The sequence below is a fragment of the Enterobacter cloacae complex sp. 2024EL-00214 genome (assembly GCF_043945575.1).
GTDB lineage: Bacteria > Pseudomonadota > Gammaproteobacteria > Enterobacterales > Enterobacteriaceae > Enterobacter > Enterobacter cloacae_P.
Genome location: NZ_JBIMRC010000018.1, coordinates 32,374 through 50,595, shown reverse-complemented (window position 1 = coordinate 50,595; position 18,222 = coordinate 32,374). Strand labels below are relative to the sequence as shown.

16 protein-coding genes are annotated in these 18,222 nt (G+C 53.1%); 10 read left to right on the top strand and 6 right to left on the bottom strand.

The genetic code is table 11. From position 1 onward, the window contains the following. The first annotated feature begins 223 nt into the window (after positions 1–223). Entirely contained in the window at positions 224–748 is a 525-nt protein-coding gene (ssb1, locus tag ACHHZ6_RS18395; protein WP_008503384.1) for a single-stranded DNA-binding protein SSB1, read from the top strand. Between the two features lie 61 nt (positions 749–809). On the opposite strand, the gene ACHHZ6_RS18390 is transcribed toward ssb1, so the two are convergent. Beyond that, positions 810–1,091: a YjcB family protein gene (locus tag ACHHZ6_RS18390; RefSeq protein WP_172514016.1), complete on the bottom strand. Its 282-nt coding sequence runs from the start codon at positions 1,089–1,091 to the stop codon at positions 810–812. A gap of 478 nt (positions 1,092–1,569) precedes the next feature. On the opposite strand from ACHHZ6_RS18390, the gene ACHHZ6_RS18385 reads away from it, so the two are divergent. Next, positions 1,570–2,970 (top strand): sensor domain-containing diguanylate cyclase, encoded by a 1,401-nt coding sequence (locus ACHHZ6_RS18385; protein WP_182919260.1) that lies wholly within the window; start codon positions 1,570–1,572, stop codon positions 2,968–2,970. 339 nt (positions 2,971–3,309) lie between these two features. Further along, positions 3,310–4,872 (top strand): EAL domain-containing protein, encoded by a 1,563-nt coding sequence (locus ACHHZ6_RS18380; protein WP_182273410.1) that lies wholly within the window; start codon positions 3,310–3,312, stop codon positions 4,870–4,872. A gap of 9 nt (positions 4,873–4,881) precedes the next feature. Here the strand turns inward: ACHHZ6_RS18380 and soxS are convergent, their stop codons facing one another. Beyond that, positions 4,882–5,208: a superoxide response transcriptional regulator SoxS gene (gene soxS / locus ACHHZ6_RS18375; protein WP_013095071.1), complete on the bottom strand. Its 327-nt coding sequence runs from the start codon at positions 5,206–5,208 to the stop codon at positions 4,882–4,884. Positions 5,209–5,358: 150 nt separating this feature from the next. On the opposite strand from soxS, the gene soxR reads away from it, so the two are divergent. The 4 genes from soxR to ACHHZ6_RS18355 all read left to right on the top strand — a co-directional run bounded on the left by soxR (position 5,359) and on the right by ACHHZ6_RS18355 (position 10,217). Continuing rightward, positions 5,359–5,817, top strand: coding sequence for a redox-sensitive transcriptional activator SoxR (gene soxR / locus ACHHZ6_RS18370; protein ID WP_182273411.1), 459 nt, complete (start codon positions 5,359–5,361; stop codon positions 5,815–5,817). A 284-nt stretch (positions 5,818–6,101) separates the two neighbouring features. Further along, positions 6,102–6,773, top strand: a complete 672-nt coding sequence (locus ACHHZ6_RS18365) for a glutathione S-transferase family protein (protein WP_182273412.1) — start codon at positions 6,102–6,104, stop codon at positions 6,771–6,773. A 297-nt stretch (positions 6,774–7,070) separates the two neighbouring features. Next, positions 7,071–8,420 carry a guanine/hypoxanthine transporter GhxP gene (gene ghxP / locus ACHHZ6_RS18360; RefSeq protein ID WP_395122838.1) on the top strand — a complete coding sequence of 450 codons (1,350 nt, stop codon included), beginning with the start codon at positions 7,071–7,073 and terminating at the stop codon, positions 8,418–8,420. A gap of 150 nt (positions 8,421–8,570) precedes the next feature. Next, the gene (locus ACHHZ6_RS18355; protein WP_182273414.1) at positions 8,571–10,217 is read left to right on the top strand and encodes a Na+/H+ antiporter; all 1,647 of its coding nucleotides are present in this window, start codon (positions 8,571–8,573) and stop codon (positions 10,215–10,217) included. 60 nt (positions 10,218–10,277) lie between these two features. Here ACHHZ6_RS18355 and ACHHZ6_RS18350 read toward each other — a convergent pair whose 3' ends face one another. Next, positions 10,278–11,165, bottom strand: coding sequence for a LysR family transcriptional regulator (locus tag ACHHZ6_RS18350; RefSeq protein WP_182273416.1), 888 nt, complete (start codon positions 11,163–11,165; stop codon positions 10,278–10,280). A 102-nt stretch (positions 11,166–11,267) separates the two neighbouring features. On the opposite strand from ACHHZ6_RS18350, the gene ACHHZ6_RS18345 reads away from it, so the two are divergent. Next, the gene (locus ACHHZ6_RS18345) at positions 11,268–11,678 is read left to right on the top strand and encodes a CidA/LrgA family protein (protein WP_196390704.1); all 411 of its coding nucleotides are present in this window, start codon (positions 11,268–11,270) and stop codon (positions 11,676–11,678) included. Continuing rightward, a complete protein-coding gene (locus tag ACHHZ6_RS18340) occupies positions 11,671–12,360 on the top strand; it encodes an LrgB family protein (protein WP_182273418.1) in 690 nt (229 codons plus the stop codon). Before ACHHZ6_RS18345 ends, ACHHZ6_RS18340 begins: the two co-directional genes overlap by 8 nt. 35 nt (positions 12,361–12,395) lie before the next feature. On the opposite strand, the gene actP is transcribed toward ACHHZ6_RS18340, so the two are convergent. From actP to acs, 3 genes are all read right to left on the bottom strand, one after another. Then, a complete protein-coding gene (actP, locus tag ACHHZ6_RS18335) occupies positions 12,396–14,045 on the bottom strand; it encodes a cation/acetate symporter ActP (RefSeq protein WP_182919263.1) in 1,650 nt (549 codons plus the stop codon). Continuing rightward, entirely contained in the window at positions 14,042–14,356 is a 315-nt protein-coding gene (locus ACHHZ6_RS18330; protein WP_182273420.1) for a DUF485 domain-containing protein, read from the bottom strand. Before ACHHZ6_RS18330 ends, actP begins: the two co-directional genes overlap by 4 nt. A 141-nt stretch (positions 14,357–14,497) precedes the next feature. After that, positions 14,498–16,456: an acetate--CoA ligase gene (gene acs / locus ACHHZ6_RS18325; protein ID WP_395122837.1), complete on the bottom strand. Its 1,959-nt coding sequence runs from the start codon at positions 16,454–16,456 to the stop codon at positions 14,498–14,500. Positions 16,457–16,878: 422 nt separating this feature from the next. Here acs and gltP point away from each other — a divergent pair, with 422 nt between their 5' ends. Then, a complete protein-coding gene (gltP, locus tag ACHHZ6_RS18320) occupies positions 16,879–18,192 on the top strand; it encodes a glutamate/aspartate:proton symporter GltP (protein ID WP_182273422.1) in 1,314 nt (437 codons plus the stop codon). Positions 18,193–18,222 lie beyond the last annotated feature (30 nt).

Below are 18,222 nucleotides of genomic sequence, written 5' to 3'. Positions count from 1 at the left end.
CCTGGTTTGTTTGAAGGACAACCGACTGTCAGAAACGGCTAATTATGACACAACTCGACCTGTTTGAATATACAGTATTGGAATGCGATTTCTGATTCGCTGTGCAACAATGTTGCGCTGGCGAGAGAACTCTGGAACGTGCTACGCAACTATCAAAGTGTCGCATGGAAATGGTACACTCGCGCGTTTACACTATTAAGAAACGTATTCAGGAGACACGAACATGGCCAGCAGAGGCGTAAACAAGGTGATTCTCGTCGGTAATCTGGGCCAGGACCCGGAAGTACGCTACATGCCGAGTGGTGGCGCAGTTGCCAACATTACGCTGGCTACTTCCGAATCCTGGCGTGATAAAGCGACCGGTGAGATGAAAGAGCAGACCGAATGGCACCGTGTTGTGCTGTTTGGCAAACTGGCAGAAGTGGCCGGTGAATACCTGCGTAAAGGTTCTCAGGTTTATATTGAAGGCCAGCTGCGTACCCGCAAATGGACCGATCAGTCCGGCGCTGAAAAATACACCACCGAAGTGGTGGTCAACGTTGGCGGCACCATGCAGATGCTGGGTGGCCGTCAGGGCGGTGGCGCACCAGCAGGTGGCGGCCAGCAGCAGGGCGGTTGGGGTCAGCCTCAGCAGCCACAGGGTGGCAACCAGTTCAGCGGCGGCGCGCAGTCTCGCCCGCAGCAGCAGTCTGCTCCGGCTCCGTCTAACGAACCACCAATGGACTTCGACGACGACATTCCGTTCTGATTACCAGACGCTAAAAATAAAAAAACCCAGACAAGCGTCTGGGTTTTTTATTAACCAGGGATCAGGTAATCACCATCGGCCAGTCTGGCGGGGTGTGACTCATGGCTTCCACCATCACCACTTTAATATTTTCCCAGACGGCGGTGATATCCAGCAGGGTGATGCCGAGCAGACCCGTTGCGAACCAGCACGCCGCACCCAAACCCAACAGGGTGCTGATCACGGCAAGACCAGCATAGTCAGATTTACGAAACTGAATGTTCAGCGTGCTGGCTAAAAACATCAACACCGCACTCAACAAGGGCCAGCGCAGAAGAACCATGCTGGTGGTAATGGTCGCCATAAAATCCATCCTCGAAACAGCTGACGCACGACACTGAAAAAGTGTTTTTCGTTACATAATATATGTGAACTATATCACGTTTGTTGTTTTATTCGCCAGTGGTCGTGTGGTGAAAAGTGGAGGGTTTATAACCACAGGAACGGTGTTGAAATCTGAGTGGAAAATATATCTTTGCAGACTAAGCAACCATTTCACTGACTCTTTATAATAAATTCATTGAGATAACAAAACCTCTGCAATGTTTCCCTGGTTGTATAATATTTACAGTCGTAAACCTATGGATTATGCTTGAGTGGACAAATAAATGTACTCGTAGCTAATGATTCAGGCTCCTGAATTTTCTGGCCTTTTTACTATTATGTATTATTTTAATTACACACGGCGTTATTTGATTTCGCTGAAATGGTCTCCACTTTATGCTTTTTGAATCTGAAGAAAGCTGCGTTCTTTTTATCGTTTAATCATCTGCGAAAAAATAATGAAAGAAAAACGACGTGAGATTGTTAATGACAGCGCGCGGGCGTTGCACGCGCTGGCGAAGCTGATGCCTCTGCTTAACGCTCAGTGTTCACTGGCGGAAATGCTGGAGACTATCAACCGGGCACTGGGATCAACGCTTGCCTGGATAAGCGTTGATAATGATGGGCTGCAGCGCGTGGTCTGTGCGGGTGAGGTGGCCTGCCATTCGTTTGAAGTCACTGATTTTCTTGCCAGCACGCTGCTACAGCGAAATCACCGTTCGTGGCGGGTGGTTTACTGGAAAGAGAAAATTGGCCATTCGTTATTTTCCCCTCAGCACCCTGGTTACGCACAATTACAAAGCGGTGTGTTATGCAAACTTTCAACTCATGACTGGCATTGTAGCGGTTATTTCTTTTTGGCATTTGAGGAAAAATTATATTCTTTGCCGAACCTGAAAAATATCATGGTAGTGCTGGTTGAAAAATTAAAGGACTATTTTGAGGAAATTATTGCCCGTGAAAAAACGGCACAGGAAATGCAGCGTGTCGTAACGCAGTATAAAACGTTGTTTGAGCGGGCACCTGTATTGATGAACTCCTTCGACAAGTATAACCGTTGTGTGTTGTGGAATGCTGAGTGCGAAAAAGTCTTTGGCTGGACGATGGCGGAGATCGGTGCGCATTCAGATCCACTGTCACTGTTTTACCCCGATCCGGATGAACGGCGGCGGGTGCTGGAGTCGGTTCGTATCTCACCGCTAAAGGATATGTATGAGTGGCATCCGGTACGCAAAGACGGTGTGCAACTGACGATCCTGTGGTCGAACATTCTGTTACCGGACAACTCTATCCTGAATATTGGGCTGGATATCACCGAACGTAAAAAAGCGGAACAGCAGCTGGAAGTGAAAGCGACCACTGACGATCTCACCGGCTGTTTTAACCGGTCTGCGATTTTGCAGCAGTTGAAATCATCGCTGGCGGCAAGCTCCAGACAGGATACTAACAGCCATTTTTGCGTGCTGATGTTTGACCTGGATTTTTTCAAACAGATCAATGATGAATGGGGGCATCAGGTTGGCGATGTGGCGCTAATTCATTTTTGTGACTGTATCCGGGAGCTTATTCCGGTGGACTCGGCGCTGGGACGTGTCGGAGGTGAAGAGTTTTTGCTCCTGTTGGCACGAACTGACGGCAATGCCGCTATGCTGCTATCCGCCCGGCTACGTTCTGTTTTGTCCACGAAGCCGCTGCGGGTTGGCGATAAAAAACTGGTGCTTTCATTTAGCGCAGGGGTTGTTGAGGTGTGCCAGCCACAACGCGATACTTCAGCATTACTGATGCGTGCCGATAAAGCATTATATGATGCCAAGCGTATGGGGCGAGGGAAAACAGTGGTGGCTTCTGATTATTTATAAATCAAACCCGGAAATAGCGTCGGGCAAATAGCATGAAATTTCATACTCATGTTGTACTTTTTTCATGCTGCCGGAAGTTTGGTTTAATCAACGATCCTCTGTTGTGCTATCTTAAAATCTCCAGTTCAGGCTGGATAATTATTTTCCTTAGCAGAAACGGAATGAATACTTTCAGTTTGGCTTACGGGAAAATATTATCGTCATAACGAATTTTAAGAATTTTAATACCAAAAGTCAGTTGCTAACTTCGCATGATTCATGCAACGTAATCACCTGTTTAACAAAGCATCCGGCCTTCATTACTACGGGCGTACAAAATGCAGGGATATAGGGCGGGAAATGAATCGTAGCGCGCGGCGCAAGATGCTCAGGGTGGTAGGGATCATCATGGTAGTTATGCTACCGGTGATGCTTGCGCTATGGTTTGCCCAGCTCAGAGCCGTGTCGGAAACAAGCGCCCAGCTACGCACATTTGCCGAACTGGCTTTAGACAAAACAGAACTCGTTATTCAACAGGTGGAGCTGGCCCGTAGCGACGCCGAAAAATATCAGGGTGAACTTTGTACACCGGGACATCGTCAATATATGTTGAACGTTGTTCGTGGCCGCCTGTTCATCGCCGATTTAATTTATGCTGAAGGTCAGAATTTTCTTTGTTCGACCGCGATTACTCCTGAACAGCCTTACGCTATCGCCGCTGCAAATTACAAACGTAAGCCTGATGTGGCTATCTATTATTATCGCGATACGCCATTTTTCACTGGCTATAAAATGACATATATGCAGCGCGGAAATTATGTCGTGGTAGTCAACCCGCTTTTCTACAGTGAGGTAATGTCGACAGATTATTCACTGTCATGGGGCGTGTATGACACGGTGACCAATGCATTCTTTTCTGTCAGCCAGAAAGCAAATGTGTCTTTATTAAATTCGATGATTCGACATAAGGAATCGTCATTTCAAAAAGATGGCCGTTTCTATACCATCGTAAAATCCGATAAGCGTCCCATTGCAGCTATCGTATCAACCTCCAGCAAACGTTTTTATGAAATCCTCTACCACCAGGCCACATTGACGCTGCCGTTGGGGATGATTTGCAGCATCATTATTTTACTGATGTGGTCACGCACTCATCGTGAACTCAACTCACCAGGGCGTTTGCTGCACCGGGCGCTGAACAAACGCCAGCTTTGCGTACACTATCAGCCGATTATTGATATCAAGAATAACCAGTGCGTGGGCGCTGAGGCGCTGCTGCGCTGGCCTGGCTTTAACGGGCAGGTGATGAGCCCGGCGGAATTTATTCCGCTGGCGGAAAAAGAGGGCATGATTGAGCGAATTACAGATTATGTTGTGGAGGAAGTGTTCAACGATCTGGGGCATTTCCTGGCCACCAGTCCGCATCTGTATATTTCGATTAACCTGTCGGCCTCAGATTTTCACTCTTCGCGCCTGATCGCTCTGATCTCTGATAAGGCCCGCCACTACGCCGTCCGTGCGCAGCAAATCAAAATCGAAGTGACAGAACGTGGATTTATCGATGTGCCTAAAACCACGCCCGTTATTCAGGCTTTCCGCCAGGCGGGCTATGAAGTGGCGATCGATGATTTCGGAACAGGTTACTCCAACCTGCATAACCTCTATTCGCTGAACGTCGATATTCTTAAAATCGACAAATCCTTTATCGATACCTTAACGACCAACAGTACCAGTCATCTGATTGCCGAGCATATCATCGAGATGGCGCAAAGCCTGCGCCTTAAGACCATTGCGGAAGGCGTGGAGACGGACGAGCAGGTGAGCTGGCTGTTGAAGCGTGGCGTACAGTATTGTCAGGGATGGCACTTCGCGAAAGCAATGCCGCCCCAGGAGTTTATGACCTGGCAGCAGCAACCTTTGTGATGATACGCCTTAATTCAGCTGGTGGCGGTAATCGCTCGGCGTGCGGTCAAACTCGCGACGAAACACGCGGGAAAAGGTTTGTTGCGACACATAACCCAGATCCATCGCGATATCAAAAATGGGCCGTTGCGTAGAGCGTAACGCCTGAGCCGCCAGCAGCAGCCTGCGCTGGCGAATGTACTCACCCAGCGTCTGATGCATGACGGTGCGGAACATTCTCTGTAAATACCATTTCGAATAGCCCGACTTTTTAGCGACCACATCAATGTTCAACGGTTGGTCGATATGTTCATCAATCCATTCAATAAGTGTCTGAATAATTTGCTGATGCGACATAAGGTTGCCCCTCTGTAGATACAACTATACATGTCATCCTTCAAGCAGCCTTGATCCAGCTTGAATGATTTTATGTATATCCCGGTTGATTCGTCGTTTTCTCTGCGGGGGAGTATAATTCCTCAAGTTAACTTGAGGTAAAGAGGTTTTATGGAAAAGAGATTGCCGCGAATAAAAGCGCTTTTAACCCCCGGCGAAGTGGCGAAGCGAAGCGGTGTGGCGGTGTCTGCGCTCCACTTCTATGAAAGCAAAGGGTTAATTAAGAGTATCCGTAACGCAGGAAACCAGCGGCGCTACACCCGTGATGTGCTCCGCTATGTTGCAATAATCAAAATTGCGCAACGAATCGGAATTCCCCTGGCCACCATCGGTGATGCGTTCGGCGTGTTGCCGGAAGGGCACTCACTGAGCGCAAAAGAGTGGAAACATCTGTCATCCCAGTGGCGTGATGAGCTTGACCGGCGCATTCATACTCTTGTGGCGTTGCGCGATGAACTGGACGGCTGTATCGGTTGCGGCTGTTTGTCGCGTAGTGATTGCCCGTTGCGTAACCCTGGAGACAGGCTGGGCGAGCAGGGCACAGGAGCGCGGTTGCTGGAGGAGGATTGAGGATTTTCCCGCGCTATATAAAGAACTAAAGCGCCACATAAGGGCGCTTTAGTTTTTCCCGGTCTTTGTCTTTCTCTCTATCCCGCTGGTTCACGGGAGGGTTTCCCCCGACATCAGCACCCCTCATGTCGAGCAAGTTGGGGAGGTTCCGGATTGTGCTGACACTTTAATTCTATGCAAGCCCCCGGTTTTCGCCAGCCTGAGCCGTGGCTTTTTAGCCAAATTTTTTTCGCGATGTTGTTCGATTTTCTATAGTTAATAAGTATGAATAACAGGAGGCAACGATGCTCACGGTACATCATCTTAACCAGTCACGTTCACAGCGCGTGATCTGGGCGCTGGAAGAACTTTCTTTATCCTATGAGATTGTTCACTACCAACGTGAAAAAAATATGCTGGCTCCCGCCTCCCTCAAGAAAGTACACCCTTTGGGGAAATCCCCGGTGGTTGAAGACAACGGGCTCATTCTAGCGGAATCGGGAGCTATTCTGGAATATCTACAGGAAACCTACGACACCGAATCGCGGTTCAAACCGCTGGATCCTGCCCATAAGGTGCAGTATCGCTTCTGGCTGCATTATGCCGAGGGTTCGCTGATGCCGCTGCTGTTAATGAAGCTGATCTTTGCCAGCCTCGGTAAACCGCCGATCCCGTTTGGCCTGCGGGCGCTGGGGAGCGTGCTGGGACAGGGGGTACAAAAGGCCTGGCTCAACCGACAGCTAGAAACCCACGCGCGCTATATCGAGTCACATCTGGCGGAAAACAGCTGGTTTGCCGGTGACGCACTCAGTATGGCCGATATTCAGATGAGTTTTCCCATCTTCGCCCTGCTGGCGCGTGGTGGTATTGAAAACCTGCCGCACATACAGGCGTGGAAGGAAAAGATCGAAATGCGCCCTGGCTGGCAGAGAACGCTCGAACAAGGTGGCCCGTTTAACATACCTGGCGAAGGGTAAAATGTTACTAAATTGCGCACAGACGATAACGTTTGCGCATCCTCTGCTTATTTCTTCAGCGGCATAAGGGAATTTTAGCGAAAAACGAGAAAGTTCAGTTGAAAAGGGCGGTGATTAGGCTAGATAATCGTTTGCCTTAATTTGACCACCCGTTTTGTAAGCGCGGAGCTAAACGTTTGCTTTTTTTGCGACGCCCCTTTCGTCGCAAATGCAGCACAAGGATTTGACGTTTTGCTGGCAGTGGAGTCTCCACCACGCTTGCGGACTTTCTATAAAAACTCTCAGGGGATGTTTTCTATGTCTACGCCATCTGCGCGTACCGGCGGTTCACTCGACGCCATGTTTAAAATTTCAGCTCGCGGCAGCACCGTGCGCCAGGAAATCGTTGCGGGTCTGACAACGTTTCTGGCGATGGTTTACTCCGTCATCGTTGTGCCGGGCATGCTGGGCAAAGCCGGCTTCCCACCGGCGGCCGTTTTTGTTGCCACCTGCCTCGTGGCGGGTGTGGGTTCCATCGTGATGGGCCTGTGGGCGAACCTGCCGCTGGCGATTGGTTGCGCCATCTCTCTGACCGCCTTTACCGCATTCAGTCTGGTGTTGGGTCAGCACATCAGCGTGCCTGTTGCACTGGGTGCCGTGTTCCTGATGGGGGTGCTGTTTACCGTCATTTCCGCGACTGGCATTCGTAGCTGGATTTTGCGCAACCTGCCGCATGGTGTGGCGCATGGTACCGGCATTGGTATTGGTCTGTTCCTGCTGCTGATTGCGGCGAACGGCGTGGGTCTGGTGATCAAAAACCCGCTGGACGGTCTGCCGGTTGCGCTGGGTCATTTCGCAAGCTTCCCGGTCATCATGTCGCTGATCGGCCTGGCGGTGATCATCGGTCTGGAAAAACTGAAGGTGCCAGGCGGCATTCTGCTGACCATTATCGGCGTTTCCATCGTTGGCCTGATTTTCGACCCGAACGTGTACTTCTCCGGTGTTTTTGCCATGCCGTCGCTGAGTGATGACAAAGGCAATTCCCTGATTGGTAGTCTGGACATCGTGGGCGCACTGAACCCGGTGATCCTGCCAAGCGTTCTGGCCCTGGTGATGACCGCCGTGTTTGATGCCACCGGCACCATCCGCGCGGTGGCCGGTCAGGCAAACCTGCTCGATAAAGACGGTCAGATTATTGATGGCGGCAAAGCGCTGACGACCGACTCCCTGAGCAGCGTCTTCTCTGGCCTGGTCGGTGCCGCTCCGGCAGCGGTGTACATTGAGTCTGCAGCGGGTACGGCGGCAGGCGGGAAAACAGGTCTGACGGCGATCACCGTCGGTGCGCTGTTCCTGCTGATCCTGTTCCTCTCTCCGCTCTCCTACCTGGTACCCGCGTACGCGACCGCGCCAGCGCTGATGTATGTAGGTCTGCTGATGCTGAGCAACGTGGCAAAAATCGACTTTGCTGATTTTGTGGATGCCATGTCTGGCCTCATCACAGCGGTATTTATCGTGCTGACCTGTAACATCGTAACCGGCATCATGATCGGTTTTGCGTCGCTGGTGATTGGCCGCCTGGTTTCGGGTGAATGGCGTAAGCTGAACATCGGCACCGTCGTTATCGCTATCGCACTGGTGGTGTTCTACGCGGGTGGCTGGGCGATTTAAGTTGTCCTTTGATGCGAAAACGGGTGGCTCAGGCCGCCCGTTTTTATTTTCAGGACTCATCCCGTTGCCTTTTGCGTTACTCTCTGGAAGATAGAATAAAAGGCACGACGCCTTCCGCAGTACATAAGCAACACAGCAAACAGGGAACGCATGGAAATCTTCTTCACAATACTTATCATGACCCTTGTGGTCTCGCTTTCCGGGGTGGTCACACGCGTACTGCCCTTTCAGTTGCCCCTACCCTTAATGCAAATTGCCATCGGCGCGCTGCTGGCATGGCCGACGTTTGGTCTGCACGTTGAGTTCGATCCGGAATTGTTCCTCGTCCTGTTTATCCCGCCGCTGCTGTTCGCCGATGGCTGGAAAACCCCGACGCGCGAATTCCTGGAGCACGGGCGAGAGATCTTCGGTCTGGCGCTGGCGCTAGTGGTGGTCACGGTGGTTGGGATCGGCTTCCTGATCTACTGGGTGGTGCCGGGTATTCCGCTCATTCCGGCTTTTGCGCTGGCGGCTGTCCTGTCGCCAACCGATGCCGTGGCGCTATCGGGTATTGTGGGTGAAGGCCGTATTCCGAAGAAAATTATGGGCATTTTGCAGGGAGAGGCGCTGATGAACGACGCCTCTGGCCTGGTTGCCCTGAAATTTGCCGTGGCGGTTGCGATGGGAACGATGGTCTTTACCGTCGGCGGTGCAACCTTTGAATTCTTCAAGGTGGCGATTGGCGGTATCCTGGCCGGGTTTGTGGTGAGCTGGCTGTATGGTCGCTCGCTGCGCTTTCTCAGCCGCTGGGGGGGTGATGAACCTGCCACGCAGATTGTTCTGTTATTCCTGCTGCCGTTTGCCTCGTATCTGATTGCCGAACACATTGGCGTGTCGGGCATTCTTGCGGCGGTTGCGGCGGGGATGACCATCACCCGTTCTGGTGTGATGCGTACCGCTCCTCTGGCTATGCGTTTGCGTGCAAACAGCACATGGGCGATGCTGGAGTTTGTGTTTAACGGCATGGTCTTCCTGCTGTTGGGCCTGCAGTTGCCGGGTATTCTGGAGTCCTCACTGGTGGCGGCAGAAGCTGACCCTAACGTCGAAACCTGGATGCTGTTCGCTGATATCGCGTTGATCTACCTGGCGCTGATGCTGGTGCGTTTTGGCTGGCTGTGGACGATGAAAAACTTCAGCCAGCGTTTCCTGAAGAAAAAGCCGATGGAGTTCGGGTCGTGGTCAACGCGTGAGCTGTTGATTGCTTCTTTTGCGGGTGTCCGTGGGGCAATCACTCTCGCCGGTGTGCTCTCCATTCCACTGTTGCTGCCGACGGGGGATGTCTTCCCGGCGCGTTACGAACTGGTGTTCCTGGCGGCAGGTGTGATTTTGTTCTCGCTGTTTGTCGGCGTGGTCATACTGCCTGTTTTGCTGCAGCATCTGGATGTGGGCGACCATTCCCAGCAGCACAAAGAGGAACGCATTGCCCGGGCTGCCACGGCAGAAGTGGCGATCGTGGCTATCGAGAAGATGGAAGAACGTCTGGCGACGGATGCTGAAGAGAACATTGATAACCAGCTTCTGAAAGAGGTCAGTTCGCGCGTGATTGGTAATTTGCGCCGTCGTGCTGACGGGCGAAACGATGTGGAAAGTTCGCTACAGGAAGAGAACCTGGAACGCCGGTTCCGTCTGGCGGCGCTGCGCTCAGAACGTGCCGAGCTGTATCACCTGCGTGCTACACGCCAGATCAGCAATGAGACGCTGCAAAAGCTGTTGCACGATCTCGATTTGCTGGAAGCGTTGTTGATCGAGAATCAGTAGTCTGTGCGGGCTGATGCCCTCACCCCGGCCCTCTCCCACAGGGAGAGGGAGAAGGGGGCACTATTCAGACTGGACCCAAAACCCCTCACAGCACTTCAGCCACGCCTGCGCGCTGTGCGACAGATACACTCCTTCACGCCAAATCATCCCGAGCTGCCAGTGCAAATCGCTCTCCAGTGGGATCCAGCGCAGCGTATTTTTATCCAGCCGCTCACAAATGGGTTGTGGCAGGATGGCAATCCCCACGCCTGCCTGCACCATCGCGGCCAGAAAATCCCACTGGCCGCTACGCACCGCAATGCGTGGCTTCACGTTGTGTTGACTAAACAACGCCATTAACTGACGGCTGAGGGCAAAATCTTCGTTGTAGATCAGCAGAGGATGCTCGCCGAGCACCTCCGGCTTCACCGAGTCGATCTTCATCCAGTCGCCGGACCGCGGTACCAGTACACACAGCGGGTGGCTGAACAGCGACAGCGTTGCCAGACCACTCTCTTCTTCGACGGGCAGTGCGGTCATCGCCACGTCCAGCTCGCCGTTGGTGACGGCCTGCTGGACGGTTAAGCCACCAAACTCGGAAATCTTCAGTTCGACGCCGGGGTAGCGCTGGCGAAACAGGCTAATCGGCCCGGCCATCATCATGCCCACCATCGGCGGAATACCCAGACGCAGCAACCCTTTTGTCAGGTGGTTAATATCGTCAAGCTCGGCTTCGAGCTGGCGGAACTCCGCCAGGATCGCCAGCCCGCGCTCGAATACCACGCGCCCGGTATCGGTCAGCAACAGCTTGCGCCCGTCGCGAATAAGCAGGGTACAGTTCAGTTCATCTTCGAGGTTTTTCAGCATCTTGCTGATAGTCGGCTGGGTAACAAATAGCTTTTCTGCTGCGCGGGTAAAACTTTGCTGACGAACCACTTCGACAAAATAGCGCAGCGTTCTTATGTCCATGATTATTCCTCGAAACTATACCTTTGATGATTTTAATTCATTTCAGTCCATTACGTGCGCTCACTATACTGACGCTCTATCTCATTTTTGAGGAATTTACTCATGGCCGTGGCGTTAAGCCGTGTTACGCCTGCCGTTGTACAACGACTTCAGGTACCGGTTCAGGTACTGCTTTATGCGGGTTTGTTTGTTTTTGCCGAATATCTTGTCAGCTGGCTGCATCTGCCGCTGCCTGCCAACCTGGTGGGGATGATGCTGATGCTGACGCTGATCCTCTGTCGTGTTATTCCACTGAACTGGGTACGAGCCGGTGCGCGCTGGCTGCTGGCTGAAATGCTGTTGTTCTTTGTCCCTGCGGTGGTGGCGGTGGTGAATTATGCTCAACTGCTGATGGTGGATGGCTGGCGCATCTTTGCGGTCATCGCGCTGAGTACGCTGATGGTGCTGGGATCTACCGCCTGGGTGGTGGATAAAGTATATCGGTTTGAAATCAGCAGGCAGAAGCATGACTAACTTTCAGATAAGCGTGCTATGCCTGATTGCCACGCTGGCGATCTATTTTGCCAACAAGCGGTTGTATCGTCGTTTTCACGCGCTGCCACTGATGCCGCTGGTTTTCACACCGATCCTGCTGGTGTTGATGCTGGTGTTTGGACATATCTCCTGGCAGAACTACATTGGTGAATCCCACTGGCTGCTGTGGCTGCTCGGCCCGGCGACCATCGCTTTTGCTGTGCCGGTGTACGATAACCTTGCGATTATTAAACGCCACTGGATGTCACTGAGCGCAGGTGTGATTACCGCTACGGTGGTGGCGGTGTGCAGCTCCGTCTGGCTGGCGCGGCTGTTTACCCTGTCCGATGAGATCCAGCGTAGCCTGGCCGTGCGTTCGGTCACTACGCCGTTTGCGCTGGCCGCTGCCAAACCGCTAGGCGGTCAGCCGGATCTGGTGGCGTTATTTGTCGTTGTGACCGGGGTATTCGGAATGGCGGTTGGCGACATGCTGTTCCTGCGGCTCTCCATCCGTGAAGGCATGGCGAAAGGGGCGGGATTTGGTGCGGCGTCGCACGGCGCTGGAACGGCGCGATCTTATGAGCTGGGTCAGCAGGAGGGCGTGGTCGCAAGCCTGGTGATGATGCTTTCGGGCGTGATGATGGTGTTGGTTGCGCCGCTGGTGGCATGGATGATGTTCTGAATTCCCCGGCCAGATGACCGGGGAGGACGTGCGGGTTAGTGCGCGCGGCCTTGTTCGACGCCCAGGCCGGTTTGTGAACGGATAAACTGGGCGCGGAATTTCTCACGTTCCAGGTTACCCTCCGGTGAGTTATCGGTCGCGGAGAAAACCCAGATACCGATGAACGCCACGGCAATGGAGAACAGCGCCGGGTATTCATATGGGAAGAGGGCTTTTTCATGGCCGAGGATCTGCACCCAGATTGTCGGGCCGAGAACCATCAGGATCACTGCTGTCAGCAACCCCAGCCAGCCGCCAATCATTGCCCCACGGGTGGTCAGTTTTGACCAGTACATAGAGAGCAGAATGATGGGGAAGTTACAGCTCGCTGCAATCGAGAAGGCCAGCCCCACCATAAAGGCGATGTTCTGTTTCTCGAACAGGATCCCCAGCAGGATTGCCACCACGCCCAGCACCAGCACGGTGATTTTCGAGACTTTCAGCTCCTGGCGTTCGGTTGCCCCTTTGCGGAACACGTTGGCATACAGGTCATGCGATACCGCAGATGCCCCGGCCAGCGTCAGACCGGCAACTACCGCGAGAATGGTGGCGAAGGCCACGGCCGAGATAAAGCCGAGGAACAGGTTGCCGCCCACCGCGTCGGCCAGATGCACCGCCGCCATGTTATTCCCGCCAATCAGCGCGCCTGCGGCATCTTTAAACACCGGATTCGCGCCGACCAGCATGATGGCCCCAAAACCAATGATAAAGGTCAGAATGTAGAAGTAGCCCATAAAACCGGTGGCATAGAAGACGCTTTTACGTGCCTCACGCGCATCGCTCACGGTGAAGAAACGCATCAGGATATGCGGTAACCCGGCGGTACCAAACATCAGGCCCAGACCGAGCGAGAGCGCAGAGATCGGGTCTTTCACCAGCCCGCCTGGGCTCATGATCGCGTCCCCCTTCGGGTGAACCGCCATCGCTTCGGCAAACAGGTTATTGAAGCTAAAGCCGACGTGTTTCATCACCATAAAGGCCATAAAACTTGCGCCGAACAGCAGCAGTACGGCTTTGATAATTTGTACCCAGGTGGTGGCGAGCATGCCGCCGAACAGGACATACATCACCATCAGCACGCCGACCAGCACGACCGCAACGTGGTAGTTCAGGCCAAACAGCAGCTCGATTAACTTGCCCGCACCAACCATCTGCGCAATCAAATACAGCGCCACAACCACCAGCGATCCGCAGGCGGAGAGGGTGCGAATTGGCCCCTGTTTCAGACGATACGAGGCCACGTCAGCAAAGGTAAAACGTCCCAGGTTGCGTAAGCGTTCGGCAATCAGGAACAGAATAATTGGCCAGCCGACGAGGAAGCCAAGGGAGTAAATAAGGCCGTCGTACCCGGAGGTATACACCAGCGCGGAAATCCCCAGGAAAGAGGCCGCCGACATAAAGTCCCCGGCGATCGCCAGGCCGTTCTGAAAACCAGTAATGTTGCCGCCTGCGGTGTAGTAATCGCTACGTGAGCGCACGCGTTTTGACGCCCAGTAAGTGATGTACAGCGTCAGCAACACGAAAATCAGGAACATCACGATCGCCTGCCAGTTGGTTGGCTGGCGTTGTACCTCACCGGTAATGGCATCCGCTGCGTTGACGGCAAAGGGAAGTGTGGCGGCAAGCGCCGTCAGAACTCTCTTCATGATGCTTTTACCTCACGCAGTACCGCTTTATTAAGACGATCAAATTCACCGTTCGCGCGCCAGACGTAGACGCCGGTCAGCACAAACGACACCACAATGATGCCAATACCAATGGGAATACCGCGCGTGACGCTGGTACCTGCATGCAGCGGCGTACCAAGCCAGTGTGGGGCAAAGGCAATCAGCAAAATAAAGCCGACGTAGATAATCAGCATGATGATGGAAAGAAAGAAGGCAAACCGTTGCCGTTTATCGACGAGCTCCCTGTAGTGCGCACTATTCTCTATCTGCTGACAAATATCGTTATTCATCACAGAGTCTCCAGAGTTTTGTAGGGTAGGTGTTTGTAGTTATTCCCTCTCCCTTGAGGGAGAGGGTTAGGGTGAGGGGGTAAGATGCGGTCTGATGCCCTCACCCCGGCCCTCTCCCACAGGGAGAGGGAGAAAACAGCGTTACGATGGCATTGCGATGGCCTGCTTCTCTTCGAGCAGTTTTTCCACCACGCCCGGATCGGCAAGCGTTGAGGTATCACCGAGGTTACTGGTGTCCCCTGCCGCAATTTTGCGCAGGATACGGCGCATAATTTTGCCGGAGCGGGTTTTTGGCAGCGAGTCCGTCCAGTGCAGCACATCTGGCGTGGCAAGCGGGCCTATCTCTTTACGTACCCAGTTACGCACCTCGGCATACAGCTCTGGCGACGGCTCTTCACCGTGGTTCAGGGTGACGTAAGCGTAAATTGCCTGGCCCTTAATGTTGTGCGGAATGCCGACCACTGCAGCTTCAGCAATCTTCGGATGCGACACCAGAGCGGATTCAATCTCCGCCGTCCCCAGACGGTGGCCGGAGACGTTCAGCACATCGTCCACGCGTCCGGTGATCCAGTAATAACCCTCTTCATCACGACGCGCGCCGTCGCCGCTGAAGTACATATTTTTAAAGGTCGAGAAGTAGGTTTGCTCAAAGCGCTCGTGGTCACCAAACAGGGTGCGTGCCTGGCCTGGCCAGGAATCGGTGATCACCAGGTTGCCTTCGGTGGCTCCCTCCAGTGGGGTTCCTTCGTTATCCACCAGCGCAGGCTGTACACCGAAGAATGGATGGGTGGCAGAACCCGCTTTTAATGGCGTCGCGCCCGGGATAGGGGTAATCATGAAGCCACCGGTTTCAGTCTGCCACCAGGTGTCCATTACCGGGCATTTCTCTTTACCGATTTTTTTCCAGTACCACTCCCAGGCTTCCGGGTTGATTGGTTCACCAACGGAGCCGAGGATGCGCAGGGACGAGCGGTCAGTACCTTCGATGGCTTTATCACCTTCGGCCATCAGCGCGCGGATAGCCGTTGGCGCGGTGTAGAGAATATTGACCTTATGTTTGTCTACCACCTGGCACATACGTGCCGGGGTTGGCCAGTTAGGTACGCCCTCAAACATCAGCGTGGTTGCGCCACAGGCCAGCGGACCATACAGCAGGTAGCTGTGACCGGTGACCCAGCCCACATCGGCGGTACACCAGTAGATGTCGCCCGGGTGGTAGTCGAAGACATATTTGAAAGTGGTTGCCGCATAGACCAGATAGCCTCCGGTGGTATGCAACACGCCTTTTGGTTTGCCGGTCGAGCCGGAGGTATACAGAATAAACAGCGGATCTTCCGCGTTCATCTCTTCTGGCTGGTGCTGGTCGCTCGCTTTCTCAATCAGGTCGCTCCACCACAGGTCACGACCCTCGTTCCAGTCGATCTTGCCGCCGGTACGTTTGAGCACGATAACATTGCTGACGCTCTTCACATTTGGGTTTTTCAGCGCTTCATCGACGTTTTTCTTCAGTGGGATATTGCGCCCGGCACGCACGCCTTCATCTGACGTGATCACCAGTTTTGAGTTTGAATCGACGATGCGACCAGCAACCGCTTCTGGTGAGAAGCCGCCGAAGATAACGGAGTGGATCGCACCGATGCGCGCGCAGGCCAGCATGGCAACCGCGGCTTCCGGCACCATTGGCATATAGATAGCCACCACGTCGCCTTTTTTAATGCCGTGTTCCAGCAGCACGTTGGCGAAGCGACACACGTCACGGTGCAGTTCTTTATAGGTGATGTGCTTGCTTTGGGAGGCATCGTCGCCCTCCCAGATGATGGCTGTTTCGTTGCCACGCTCGGCAAGATGGCGATCCAGACAGTTCGCCGCCAGGTTTAGCGTGCCGTCTTCGTACCATTTAATGGAGACGTTACCTGGCGCAAAGGAGGTGTTTTTCACCTTCTGATAAGGTTTGATCCAGTCGAGGATGTGGCCCTGCTCACCCCAGAAGAGGTCAGGGCTGGAGATAGATTGCTGATACTTCTCGTGGTACTGCTCCGGGTTGATCAGGCAACGTTCCGCAATATTTGCGGGAATATCATGTTTGTGTATTTGGCTCATGGCTTTTTTTCTCCTTGTAAGATGTTAATAATATGTCTCTAAAACGTTAATTGTAGGGGCTTTACAAGCTTTGTTTATTATTTGGGCTACAGATCACGCATTGTCTGAACAGGCTGAAAAATGAGCGAATGAAACTTTGAAGGGAAATAATTCAGCCTACTGATTATTCACATTTGTGTTGAAAAAAGCGTTTTTATAACAAAAGGTTATTTATAAGAATTATTATAAATTAATGTCACAGACTCTTTTGGTAGTGAACCGCCTTGTTCTTTAAGGCTTGCACAGCATGCCGTGCAGATGATACTCATACGCCGCGTTAAAAAACCCCATAAACCAACGCAACACAATTCATACCCTTTCAGTATGTCTCCATATTCATGCAGTTTAGTGACGTGGAGATTTCATTGAGGAAGTCAGTTTCTATGAAAAATTTGAAAGTCAGCCTGGCCTGGCAAATCTTGCTAGCCCTTGTGCTGGGTATCTTGTTGGGCAGTTATCTTCATTATCATAGCGACAGCCGCGAGTGGCTGATTGCGAACCTGCTCTCTCCGGCAGGCGATATTTTTATTCATCTGATTAAGATGATTGTAGTGCCGATTGTTATCTCTACGCTGGTGGTAGGTATTGCCGGCGTTGGTGATGCGAAGCAGCTAGGCCGTATCGGCGCGAAAACGATCCTCTATTTCGAAGTGATCACGACAATTGCCATCATCCTGGGCATCACGATGGCAAACGTGTTCCAGCCAGGTTCCGGGATTGATATGTCGCAGCTGGCGACGGTGGATATCTCAAAATACCAAAGCACAACCGCAGATGTGCAGAGCCACGCGCATGGCCTGATGGGCACCATTCTGTCGCTGGTGCCGACTAACATCGTGGCATCAATGGCGAAGGGTGAGATGCTGCCGATTATCTTCTTCTCCGTGCTATTTGGTCTGGGACTGTCATCGCTGCCCGCGAGCCACCGTGAGCCGCTGGTAACTGTATTCCGTTCTATCTCTGAAACCATGTTCAAAGTCACCCACATGGTAATGCGTTACGCGCCGGTAGGGGTGTTCGCACTGATCGCGGTGACCGTGGCGAACTTCGGCTTCGCCTCCCTGTGGCCGCTGGCGAAGCTGGTTATCCTGGTACACTTCGCCATCCTGTTCTTTGCGCTGGTGGTGCTGGGGATTGTGGCGCGCCTGTGCGGGCTGAGCATCTGGATCCTGATCCGCATCCTGAAAGATGAACTGATTCTGGCGTACTCCACGGCCAGTTCGGAAAGCGTGCTGCCGCGTATCATCGAGAAAATGGAGGCCTACGGTGCGCCCGCGTCGATCACCAGCTTCGTGGTGCCGACCGGCTACTCCTTTAACCTCGATGGTTCGACGCTGTACCAGAGTATTGCGGCCATCTTTATTGCCCAGCTGTACGGCATTGATCTGTCACTGTGGCAGGAAATCGTGCTGGTACTGACCCTGATGGTGACCTCAAAAGGTATTGCAGGTGTGCCGGGGGTCTCCTTCGTGGTGCTGCTGGCGACGCTGGGCAGCGTCGGTATTCCGCTGGAAGGGCTGGCGTTTATCGCCGGTGTCGACCGTATCCTCGACATGGCGCGTACGGCGCTGAACGTGGTGGGTAACGCGCTGGCGGTGCTGGTGATTGCCAAGTGGGAACACAAATTCGACCGCAAAAAAGCACTGGCGTATGAACGTGACGTGCTGGGGCGTTTCGATAAGACGGCTGACCAGTAATGTAAAAAAGCCCGGTAGCGCCACCGGGCT